Source organism: Halorubrum trapanicum (assembly GCF_002355655.1).
GTDB classification, from domain to species: Archaea; Halobacteriota; Halobacteria; order Halobacteriales; family Haloferacaceae; genus Halorubrum; species Halorubrum trapanicum_A.
The window spans coordinates 559173-569802 of the sequence record NZ_AP017569.1; the positions used below are offsets into that span (position 1 = coordinate 559173).

A 10630-nucleotide genomic window follows, 5' to 3' on the forward strand; every position below is an offset into this window, starting at 1 on the left:
ACGTGTTCGTATGTCCCGGCTGTTGCCCTCCCTGCCGGACGCGACCCCCGAGGAGCGCGAGCCCCGGGTCGTCGGCGTCGACGACGACGAGGCCGACGACCTCATCGCCGCCCTCGGCTCCGAGACGGCGCGGGCCATCCTCTCGACGCTCCACGACCGCCCGGCGACGAAGTCCGAGCTCGCCGACGAGGTCGACACCTCGCTCCAGAACGTCCAGTACCACCTCTCGCGGCTCGACGAGGCCGACCTCGTCGACGTCGTCGACACCGCCTACTCCGAGAAGGGCCGGGAGATGGACGTGTACGCCGCCGCGGACGAACCGCTCGTGCTGTTCTCGGGCGGCTCCGAGGAGTCGACCGGGATCAAGACCGCGCTCATGCGGCTGCTCGGCGGGTACGGGATCATCGGCCTCGCGGCGGTCGCGGTCCAGCGCCTGCTCGCGGTCGGGTCGCTCGGCGGCTCGCGGTTCACCGTGCGCTCCGGCGGCGACGCGGGGACGGCCACCACGGCTGGCGGCGACGGGGGCGCGACGGACGGCGCCGACGGCCCCACGATAGAGAGCGTGCCGGACCAGAACACCGCCGCCGAGAGCGCGGACGGCGCGATCGAGCTCGTCGGCGACCCGCTCGCGGAGTACGCCGTCTCGCTCGTCGAGCCCGGCGTCGTCTTCTTCGTCGGCGCCGCGGTCGTGTTCACGCTCGCGTGGGCGTACTGGTACCGCGCGTCGAACTGAGGGACACCGCGCGTCGAACTGAGGGACGCGTGTTCGGACCGGACGCGAGCGAGCGGGCCGCGCGTGGGACAGCTATTCAAGCCGCCGCCACCACGTTCGCGTATGGAACACGAAGCCGAGGTCGTCGGTGTCGGCGCGGGCTCGGCGCCGAGCGGCGACGTCCCGGCGGTGATCCTCTCCGCGCGCGGCGAGTACGTCCCGATATTCGTCAGCGGCGACCAGGCCCGCTCGATCGGACTGGCGCTGGAGGGCGAACCGTTCGACCGACCGCTCACGCACGATCTCCTCGTGGACATCCTCACGGAGTTCGGCGGCGCCATCGACCGCGTTCGGGTCGACGACCTCCACGACGGCACCTTCTACGCGAAGGTCGACGCCGAGCGCTACGACGACGGCGAGCCGGAGCAGTTCGTCTTCGACGCCCGCCCCTCGGACGCGCTCGCGCTCGCCGTGCGCGTCGACTGTCCGATCGTCGTGACCGACGAGGTGATTGACGAGGCGGGCCGCTCGCGGGACTCGCTCCGGTTCGGCGACGACGACCCTTCCGAGGACCCCCCTGGGGAGCGCTGAGGGGGCGCTTCGGTCTCGGCTTCGCTTCCCGCTCGGCCGCCGCCGAAGCCGGCCGTTCAAGTCGCCGGCCCTCCCACGACGGGCATGGACGAGACGGCCACGCTCGCCTCCTCGCACACCGAGATGACGGAGATGCTGCTCCCGAACGACACGAACAACCTCGGCCGCGCGCTCGGGGGCGCCGTGTTACACTGGATGGACATCTGCGGCGCCATCGCCGGCATGCGCTTCTCGAACCGACAGGTGGTCACCGCTTCGATGGACCACGTCGACTTCATCGCGCCCATCGAGATGGGCGAGGTCGCCATCATCGAGGGGTACGTGTTCAACACCGGCCGGACGAGCGTCGACGTGAAGGTCGACGTGCGCGCCGAGAACCCCCGAACGGACGAGACGCGCCGGACGACCACCTCCTACTTCACGTTCGTCGCGCTCGACGACGACGGCCGCCCGACGCCGGTCCCCGGCCTGGCGTGTCCGACCGAGGACGAGGAAGTCCTCCGCGACGACGCCATGGACGGCCGGGAGGAGCAGCTGCGGCAGGTCGTCGGCCGGTACGACCTCTGAGGACGGAGCTCGGGGACTACTCCGCCGAGCCCGCGACGACCTCGACCGTCGCGTCCGGATCGCCCGACGACGCGGCCGCCGCCTCGTGCGCCGCCAGCGCGCGCTCCGCGAGGGCGTCGAGCGCCTCGTTGGCGTCGCCGCTGCGCTCGCCCTGATCCCCGCTCGCGAGATGACTCGGACAGCCGCAGTCGGAGGCGCCGAACCCGTCGACCGGTCCCGGCGGCAGCCGCTCGGCGACCGCGCACTCGACGTCGACGCCGACGCTGCGGACGACGCGGTCGATCCGCGCCGCCGGGTGGCCGAGCAGGTAGTCGACGTGCCAGTGCCGGGTGTCGTTGTCGCCGCGGGCGGTCCGGCGGTGCCTGTCGACCCGGGAGAACCCGCCCGCCCCGAGCGCGCTCCCGGTGTAGGCGTACGCGCCGGCAGACAGCCGGTACTCACCGAGCGCGCCCGCCGACACCGTCGTGTCGTCCGTCAGGGCGACGACGAGCGTGTAGCTGCCGCCCGCGGCGTCGCTCATCGGTCGGTCACCTCGGCTCTCCCCGCCGACGCCCTGCTCACGACAGCGCGGCCGGCGCCTCGTCGGCGGCCGCCCGGAGCGAGCCGACCAGGTCGTTCGCCTCGTCGTCGAGGCGGTAGGTGTCGTGGAAGTCCGCCGGGTCGCGGCCGCGGCCGGAGAGCGTCCCGACGACGTCGGCGATGCGGTCGTAGTTGTCGCGGACGAGCCCGCCGACGATCCCGGGGGTGCCCGCGCGGTCGGCCAGCTCCTCGGCGGCCGAGCGCCCGGCGTACACCCGGCGCTCGGCGGGGTCGACGAGCACCATCGCGAACGGGCGCGAGCCGAACTGCGCGTCGAGGAACGGGCCGACCGGGTCGGCCGCCCACGGGACCGCGACGACGCCGTCGAGCCGGCGGAGCGCGACGGCCGCGACCGAGCAGTACGGGCAGTCGCCGTCGAAGATCAACACCGGCGCGTCCGCGTCGTCCGGGTCGGTAGGCATGTCGAAAAGTAGGGTCTCTATCGGTTTAAGCGGCCCGTCGGCCGAACTCGTTCGGGCGTCACGGGGGCGCGCGTTCGGCCGTTACGGGGGCGCGGCCGGCGGCTGCGACGCGCCGCCGATCCCGCTCAGTGCGAGTGGCCGAGCGCCTCTTCGAGGGGCTGCCCGAACCGCTCCTCGAACAGCTCCGCGGCCGTCTCCTCCATCTCCGCGATGTCCTCGGGCACGTCGCCCTCGCTGTGGTGGACGATGACGTGCGCCTGCTGGGCCATCGCCTGGACGATCACGTCGGAGACGACGGCCGTCGCGGGCTCGCCCTGCTCGCTGAGCACGTCGACGAGGCCGGCGGGCAGTTCGAACGACTCTTCGTCACCGTCGGGACCGGTGATCGTGTAGGTCTCGGTGTCTCCCATAGGTGTGGGTCGCGGCCGCGACATAAGGGTCTGTGGAAACCGGACGCGGGCGGGCGTCGGGTCGAAACCGTGCGGACCGATCGGGTTCACCCGTGCGCCGAGACGGCCGTCACGGAGGAGCCCGAGCCGACGACGCTCGCGAGGTACACCGCGATGGCCGTGACGACGATCGACCCCCCGGAGGGGAGGCCGAACCCGATCGAGACCGCGAAGCCGCCGAGCACCGACAGCTGGCCGAAGATCACGCCGAGGTACATCGTCTCCCGGAAGCTCCGGGCGACCTGCGAGGCGGCCGCGACGGGGACGACGAGCATCGCGGCGACGAGGATGACGCCGAGCACCTGCATCGCGCCGACGACGACGACCGCGGTCAGCACCACGAGCAGGGTGTTGTAGCCGGTGACGTTCAGCTGCGCGACCCGCGCGGCCTGCTCGTCGAAGGTGATGAAGAGGAGCTGCTTGTACGTCAGCGCCACGCCGGCGACGACGATCAGGGAGAGCGCGCCCATCAGCCGCGCGCCCTCCGGGGTGACCACCGCGAGGTTCCCGAACAGGAACCCCTCGACGTTGACCCCGGTGAGCCCGTCGCCGTAGCTGATGATCAGCGTGCCGACCGCGAAGCTCCCGCTGAGCATGATCGCGATCGGCACGTCGCCGTAGGCCTCGGTGCGCTCGGTGAGCCACTGGACCGCGAGCGCGCCGAGGATGCCGACCGCGAGCGCGACGAGCAGCAGCGACCCGTTCCACCCGGTCGAGGAGGTGACGAGGATGCCGAGGGCGACGCCGGCGAACGCCGTGTGCGCGAGCGTCTCGCCGATCAGCGCCATCTCGCGGTGGACGAGGAACGAGCCGACGAGCGGGGCGACCACCCCGACGAGCACGCCCACCGACATCGACTGCCACATGATCGGGTGCCGGAACACGTTCGTGCCGAACGCGGCGTCCATCGCGCGGCCGAGCGAGCGGAACGCGGCGTACAGCTCGCTCGCGACCGGGAGATCCTGCGCCCAGTACAGCAGGAGGAACCCGAGCATGCCGACCGCGACGACGCCCGTGATGCCGATTCCGACGAGCTCCGCGGTTCTGCGGCGCCCCCGCCCGCCGCCCGCGCGGTCCCCGTCCTCCTCGGCCGAGTTCCCCGCCATCAGTGGTGGTGGTGGACGACCTGTCCGGTCGTCCCGTACGCCTCGGCGAGGGCGTCGCTCTCGACGAACGACTCGGTGTCCCCGTGGTGGTACAGCTCGGTGTTGATACAGGCGATGCGGTTCGCGCGGTCGGTGACGACGCCGATGTCGTGCTCGATGAGGATGATCGTGATACCCTCGTCGTTGAGATCGTCGAGGAGGGCGTAGAACGCGTCGCGCGACTCGGCGTCGACGCCGACCGTCGGCTCGTCGAGCGCGAGCAGGTCCGCGTCGCTCGCGAGGGCCCGCGCGATGTACGCGCGCTGCTTCTGCCCGCCGGACAGCTCCGAGACGAGCCGGTCGGTCAGATCACCGATACCCACCGTCTCGATGGCGTCCGCGACGGCGGCGCGGTCGGCGTCCGAGAGGCGCCCCCGTCCGGCGTGCGCGAACCGGCCCATGGTGACGCACTCGCGGACCGTGACCGGCATCGCGCCGCCGCGGCTCGTCGCCTTCTGTGAGACGTAGCCGATCCGACCGCCGTCGTCGAACTCCTCGATCGGGCGCCCGAACAGCTCGACCGACCCCTCGTCCGCCTCGTGGAGACCGAGCATGAGGTGGAGGAGGGTGGTCTTCCCGGAGCCGTTCGGGCCGACGAGTCCGAGGAAGTCCCCCTCCTCGACGGTGAGGGAGACGTCTCTCACGGCGACGGTATCGCCGTAGGAGAAGGTTACGCCGTCGAGGTCGACGATTGCGCTCACTGCGTGTCTCCGATCTGGGGCGGCCGCACGTTTAGCTCTTTTAGTCCGGCGGCGTCGCCGTCGCCGGGCGGCTCGACGGTCGTCGCGCGGGCCGAACGGCTCACTGTGCGCCGAACGCCCGCTCGAAGGCGGGGACGTTGATCTCGGTCATCTGTTCGAGGTAGCCGTAGCCGGCGTCGTTCCACTCCCGCGTCGTCCCGCCGGCAGGCGTGACGGGGACCGCCTCCGTCGCGTCGCTGTTCTCGACGATCGACTCGGCGAGCCGGGGCGACTGGAAGCGGTCGTACAGCACGACGTCGATCCCCTCGGCGTCGACGAGTTCGATCGTGTCGGCGATCTCCGACTGCGTCGGCTCGTTCTGCGGCGAGACGCCGACCGGCGAGCGAAGCCGGAAGCCGTAGCGCGCCTCCAGGTACTGAAACGAGTTGTGGCCCGCGAGCACCGCCACGTCGCGAGTGGCCTCGTCGGCGATCGACTGGAAGGCCGAGTCGACCGCGTCGAGTTCCGCGGCGTACTCCTCGGCGTTCGCGGCGTACGCGTCGGCGTGGTCCGGGTCCGCCTCGCCCAGTCCGGTCGCGATCGTGTCGACGATGTCGGCGGCGAACACCGGATCGACCCAGACGTGCGGGTCGTGCTGGCGGTCGTCTTCGTGGGCCCCGTCGTCGCCCGCGTGATCTCCGCTCCCCTCGTCGTGGCCCACCCCCTCGCCGCCGTGCGAGTGGTCCCAGTCGAGCAGGTCGCCTTCGAGCCCGTCCAGCCCGTCGATGACGGCGACGGAGTCGTAGTCGCTCTCCAGCGTCGCGGCCAGGTCCTGCGCCCACGAGAACTCCGGGCTGTCGAGGTAGACGAACGCGTCCGTCACGGCGACGTCCGCCGCGAGGGTCCCGTCCGGCGTCCACCCGTGACCGAGCTGCCCCACGTCGACCGGGTCCTCGAAGCTCGCGTTCTCGCCCGCGACCTCGTTCGCCCAGTCGTTGAGGGTGAAGAAGGCGGCGTAGCCGGAGTCGAACCCCTCGGACCCGCCGTCCGCGGCGCCGGAACACCCGGCCAGCGACGCGGCCGTCCCCGCGACCGCGAGCCCGGCGCCCCGCCGCAGCACCGACCGCCGTGAGTGAGTCATACCGATCGGTAGCGCGGGTTAATAGAAAAAAGCTATTATTTCACAACTCTCAATTAATAACTCGGCCGCCGAGAGCGCCCGAGATTAACAACTCCGCCCGGTCGCGCGCGGGGAACGGGCCTCGGACCGACCGCCTCACTCCGTGAGGTCGACGACGGTCGCGTCCGCGAGTTCGGCGAGCATCTCGGGGTCGACCGCGAACACCGCGCTCGGCGTCCCGGCGGCACCGTAGACGGTGTCGTACTCGGTGAGCGTCGGGTCGAAGACGGTCTGGAGCGCGGCGTCGTGACCGATCGGCGGAACGCCGCCGATGCTCCAGCCGACGACTTCCCGGATCCGGCTCGGGTCGCCCATCTCGGCGGCGTCGGCGCCGAAGTGACCGGCGACCGCGTCGAGGTCCAGCCGATTCGCGCCGCTCGTGACCGCCGCGACGAGGCCGCCGTCGCGTTCGCCACCGGCGAGCGAGACGACGATGGTCGACGCGATGGCGCCCGTCTCGCAGCCGACGGCGTCGGCCGCGGCGGCCGCCGTCTCCGTGCCCGCGTCGAACTCCAGTACCTCGACGTCGACCTCGTACCGATCCCTGGCTCGCTCTTGGAACTCCGCCGCGCGTGGATGCATGCGATCCGAGCCGCGTCCCGCCGGTATCAACCTCCTGGAGGCGGTGAAGCTGCGTCCGCGGGCCGGCCGTCGGGGGCCCGTCAGCGGGTCCGCAGTTCGTCCTTGTCCTTGATCACGCGGGCGTCGCCCTCTCCCGAGGTGAGTTCGTTGACGAGGTCGTAGAGGTCGTTCTGGAGCCCAGCCGGGAAGGTGAGGACTCCCACCCACGAACCGTCGTTCTGCCACTCCTCTCGCTCTAAGTCGCCGAACTCGCGGATCTGCGCCTGTCCGGACCCCGCGTAGTCGGCGGGAAGCTGGACCGCCATCGTCACCTCCTCGAACCGGATCGGGATCACCGGTCGGAGCGCGTCGAGCGCGTCGTCGACCTGGTTCTCGACCGGCTCCATCGGGTCGATCTGGAAGCCGGCCTCCTCCAAGGCGCGCTCGATCCGCTCGGGCGGGTGCGGCGAGTCGTCCATCTGCGGGTTCACGGCGTTTCGCGTGATGGTGGTCACGAGCTGGTTGTGCTTCCGCTCTTGCATCTCCGCGCGCTGCTCGGCGGTGATCTGGATCTCCCCGCGCTCGACGACCTCGGGGATGATTTCGAGCGGGTCCGTGGTGCCGAAGACCGTCTCTAAGTCCTCCTCGGCCGGTCGATCGCCCCGCGAGGCGTTCTCGAAGACGTCCTCGGCCGCGATGACCTCTTCGAGGTCCCCCTCGAACTCCCCGCGCTTGATCGCGAGCGCGGCGTCGGGGTCGATCAGGACCTCGAAGCGCTCCCCGTGTGACTCCAGTCGGGCCGTCACGGCCTCGTCGAGCGATATCATACCGAACGATACCACCCCCGCGGGCAAAAAGCCTCCCGCCGTCACCGGCCGTCACGTCGAATCGGATTGCCGGGGGCCGAGTTCGCGCGCCGCGGCCGACTACTCGGTCGCCGCCGGCCGCTCGTCGTCCCAGTCCTCGCGGCACGACTCCGAACAGAAGTGTCGGTGGACGACGTCGTCGCCGTCGACCCACGTGACCGTCCGTCGCCCGGTCCCCAGCGCCGGCTCGCCGCACGCGGCGCAGCTCGGTGCGGACTCCTCGTCGACGTCCTCCTCGAGTTCCGAGGTCGGATCCACCATACCTCCCCGTTCGCCCGGGGACACTTGAACCCGCGAAGGGCGGCAGTTCTGGCCACGGCTGTGGCTACCGTTCCGGCGGCCCCCGCTCCCGGTGCGTCTCGGCCGCTATCGCCGCGTCCGCGCGTCGCGGTCGGTCGCCTTCAGCGACGGGTGTTTGACGGTCATCTCTCGGTCCGCGCTCGGACCGACGACGGTCCGCTCGCGGCCGTCCGGCCACCGCACGTCCACGCGCAGCGGCTCCGCGCTCCCGAGCCCGAAGTGGGCGACCGGCTCCGTCTGACAGAGGCAGCCGCCGCCCGCGTCTATCGTCCGCCGCTGGACCCCGTCGGCGGTCTCTAAGGTGACGACGGCGCCGCGCGCCGGCGCGCCGTGGCGCGTCGTCGGCCGCACGCGGAGCCAGCCGGCGTCGGGCGCGTCAGGGTCCCCGTAGGCGGTCACCGGCTGCGCGGCGACCTCGCCGTGGACGACGAGGAGTTCGAGGGCGCCGTCGCCGTCGAGGTCGGCCGCCACCGCGCCGGTGCCGAACCCGTCCGGCTCCGCGGCCGCGCCGAGGTCGACGGGCTCCCACTCCGGCGGCTCGTCGGGGCGGTCCACGCGCTCGAACAGCCGGTTCTCGGCGCCGCAGACGTTGAAGAAGAGCTCCTCTCGCCCGTCGTTGTCGAGGTCCGCGGCGACGACCGTCCGGACCGGACCCACGTCGCGGAGCGGATCGGGGGCCACGTCGTCGTAGCCGCCGTCCGGCGAACAGCGGAGGAGGCGGCTCGGCGCCGACTCGTTGCCGACCGCGAGCGCGAACGTCCCGCCCTCGTCGACGAGCGCGGCGCCGCGCGTGTCGCCGCCGGGGTCCGAGAGGTCGGGGCCGCCGTCGGTCCGGGCGTAGTGGCCGTCGCGGTTGCTGAACAGCCGGTTCGGCCCCCCTTCGACGCCCGCGAACAGGTCGCCCTCGCGGGAGCGGTACGGGACCGCGAGCAGCGACCGGCAGCCCCCCTCGACCTCTAAGCCGACCGCCTCGGCCATGTCGGTCACCTCGCCGTCGTCGCCCAGCTCGTAGAACGCGAGCGGGGCGGCGTAGCCGGAGACCGCGACGCCGTACCGGCCGGTCCCGAGCCGGTCGAGGGCGGCGACCGACCGGCCGGCGCGGACGTCGATGCGGTCGGCGTTCACCTCGCGGGCGAAGACGTCCGTCCAGCGGTACCGGTCGGCCTCCAGGCGGCTCAAGAGGAGGTCGGGGTCGCCGCCGTCGACGCCGCGCGCGCAGTTGTGGACGTACACCTCCTCGCAGCCGTCGGCGTCGAGGTCGGCCGCGCACACCCCCATTCCGTGGCGCGTCCCGTCGGCGACGATGCCGCAGGCGGTGTCGGAGAAGCGGTCGTCCTCCCGGGCGTACAGCCGGTTCGGCTCGCCGTAACCGGCGACGAAGACGAGCGGCCCGCCGCGGCCGGGCGTCACCGCGACGCCGTACCCCCGCATCGGGCGCGCGTCGTCGACGAGCGCGGACCGCTCCGTGAACATGGCCGCCCGTCACCGCTCCGAGAATATGAACGCACGGGTTGGATACGGGCAGCGACCGGCGGGAGGAAATGGACGCCGCGCCTACAGGTTCCGTTCGATGTACCGGTTCACCCGCGAGATCCGGTCCGCGTCGAACGTCCAGAGGCCGCGCCAGACGCGCGGCTCGGTCTCGACCGCGAGGAGGCCGACGCCCCCCTCGATCCCCCGGACGAGGTCGCTGTCCGGGTCGCTCTCGGCGGGGTGGGCTCCCTCCGGAGGTCGGTACACCACGAACCAGCTGTCGGTGAAGTCGGGGTCGTCGCCGGCGTGGACCACCGCGTCGAGGTCCGCCGGGAGCTCGTCCGGCACGCCGTAGAGGTGCGTGTCGACGCCCGTGGCCGAAATCCGCTCGTACACCTCGCGCGTGCCGACCTCGTCGTCGATGCGCGAGAGCCGCTGGAACGACGAGCGCAGGGTGCCGTCGCCGGCGGTCCACGCCGCCCGCTCGATGAACCGCGAGATGGTGATCAGGAGCAGCTTCTGTCGGTTCGACTCGGGGTACCCCCGGAGCGTGAACGTCGCGTCGTCGAGGCCGCTTATCACCGAGGGGAGGTCGACGTCCGCGAGCGACCGGCTCCCGGTGATGTACAGGTCCGAGTTGACGAACAGCACCGCGTCGCCGAGCTCGCCGAGCGTCGAGCCGGCGACCACCTCGTCTCCCTCCATGAGCAGCACGAGGTTCTCGATTTCGTCGGGGTCGTCGCCGTCGAAGGGGACGTCGTCGTGGCGGCGCAGCACGTCCACGTCGATCGATGGGACGGCCTCGCCCGCCCCGTCGACCACGGCGGTCGTCGTCAGCTTCCGGGCGGTCAGCCCGCCCCGTCGGTCGGGACCGGCGATCCCGGCGCCGTCGGTCGCCGGTCGCTCGGCGTCGCCCGGCGTGACCCGACCGTCGACCACCCGTACTGCGTCGTCGCCGAACGTGTCCACGAGCATGTTCAGGACGGGATCCGGGTCGGTTCGGTTGACGATGACCACGGAGCGCTCGGGTCCGTCGAAGCGATCGAGAAACTGTTCGAGAGTCACGTGGTCCGGAGTCAGCGAGTTCGGTTGATAAGAATTCCCA

The 10630-nt window shown here is 71.8% G+C and carries 14 protein-coding genes; 3 read left to right on the forward strand and 11 right to left on the reverse strand.

Annotated elements, in window-relative coordinates:
* Positions 1–10: 10 nt before the first annotated feature.
* The 3 genes from CPZ01_RS02720 to CPZ01_RS02730 all read left to right on the forward strand — a co-directional run bounded on the left by CPZ01_RS02720 (position 11) and on the right by CPZ01_RS02730 (position 1870).
* Complete coding sequence (locus tag CPZ01_RS02720) at positions 11–733, forward strand: ArsR/SmtB family transcription factor (protein WP_096393315.1); 723 nt, start codon at positions 11–13, stop codon at positions 731–733.
* A 102-nt stretch (positions 734–835) separates the two neighbouring features.
* Positions 836–1303 (forward strand): bifunctional nuclease family protein, encoded by a 468-nt coding sequence (locus CPZ01_RS02725; RefSeq protein WP_096393316.1) that lies wholly within the window; start codon positions 836–838, stop codon positions 1301–1303.
* 84 nt (positions 1304–1387) lie between these two features.
* Positions 1388–1870 (forward strand): acyl-CoA thioesterase, encoded by a 483-nt coding sequence (locus tag CPZ01_RS02730; protein WP_096393317.1) that lies wholly within the window; start codon positions 1388–1390, stop codon positions 1868–1870.
* A 16-nt stretch (positions 1871–1886) separates the two neighbouring features.
* Here the strand turns inward: CPZ01_RS02730 and CPZ01_RS02735 are convergent, their stop codons facing one another.
* The 11 genes from CPZ01_RS02735 to CPZ01_RS02785 form a co-directional block, all read right to left on the reverse strand.
* Positions 1887–2390 (reverse strand): GIY-YIG nuclease family protein, encoded by a 504-nt coding sequence (locus CPZ01_RS02735; protein ID WP_096393318.1) that lies wholly within the window; start codon positions 2388–2390, stop codon positions 1887–1889.
* Between the two features lie 37 nt (positions 2391–2427).
* Entirely contained in the window at positions 2428–2871 is a 444-nt protein-coding gene (locus tag CPZ01_RS02740; protein ID WP_096393319.1) for a thioredoxin domain-containing protein, read from the reverse strand.
* Between the two features lie 125 nt (positions 2872–2996).
* Positions 2997–3281, reverse strand: coding sequence for a DUF7545 family protein (locus CPZ01_RS02745; protein ID WP_096393320.1), 285 nt, complete (start codon positions 3279–3281; stop codon positions 2997–2999).
* An 86-nt stretch (positions 3282–3367) separates the two neighbouring features.
* On the reverse strand, positions 3368–4426 hold the full coding sequence (locus tag CPZ01_RS02750) for a metal ABC transporter permease (protein WP_096393321.1): 1059 nt from the start codon (positions 4424–4426) through the stop codon (positions 3368–3370).
* Positions 4426–5166, reverse strand: a complete 741-nt coding sequence (locus CPZ01_RS02755) for a metal ABC transporter ATP-binding protein (protein ID WP_096393322.1) — start codon at positions 5164–5166, stop codon at positions 4426–4428. The genes CPZ01_RS02750 and CPZ01_RS02755 overlap by 1 nt, the downstream gene beginning before the upstream one ends.
* A 100-nt stretch (positions 5167–5266) precedes the next feature.
* Positions 5267–6286: a metal ABC transporter substrate-binding protein gene (locus CPZ01_RS02760; protein WP_096393323.1), complete on the reverse strand. Its 1020-nt coding sequence runs from the start codon at positions 6284–6286 to the stop codon at positions 5267–5269.
* Between the two features lie 135 nt (positions 6287–6421).
* Positions 6422–6907 carry an aminoacyl-tRNA deacylase gene (locus CPZ01_RS02765; RefSeq protein ID WP_096393324.1) on the reverse strand — a complete coding sequence of 162 codons (486 nt, stop codon included), beginning with the start codon at positions 6905–6907 and terminating at the stop codon, positions 6422–6424.
* A gap of 80 nt (positions 6908–6987) precedes the next feature.
* Positions 6988–7713 (reverse strand): ribosome assembly factor SBDS, encoded by a 726-nt coding sequence (locus CPZ01_RS02770; RefSeq protein ID WP_096393325.1) that lies wholly within the window; start codon positions 7711–7713, stop codon positions 6988–6990.
* 99 nt (positions 7714–7812) lie between these two features.
* Positions 7813–8013, reverse strand: a complete 201-nt coding sequence (locus CPZ01_RS02775; RefSeq protein ID WP_096393326.1) for a DUF7576 family protein — start codon at positions 8011–8013, stop codon at positions 7813–7815.
* A 105-nt stretch (positions 8014–8118) separates the two neighbouring features.
* Positions 8119–9525 carry a CRTAC1 family protein gene (locus tag CPZ01_RS02780; protein ID WP_096393327.1) on the reverse strand — a complete coding sequence of 469 codons (1407 nt, stop codon included), beginning with the start codon at positions 9523–9525 and terminating at the stop codon, positions 8119–8121.
* Positions 9526–9606: 81 nt separating this feature from the next.
* On the reverse strand, positions 9607–10590 hold the full coding sequence (locus tag CPZ01_RS02785) for a hypothetical protein (protein WP_096393328.1): 984 nt from the start codon (positions 10588–10590) through the stop codon (positions 9607–9609).
* Positions 10591–10630 lie beyond the last annotated feature (40 nt).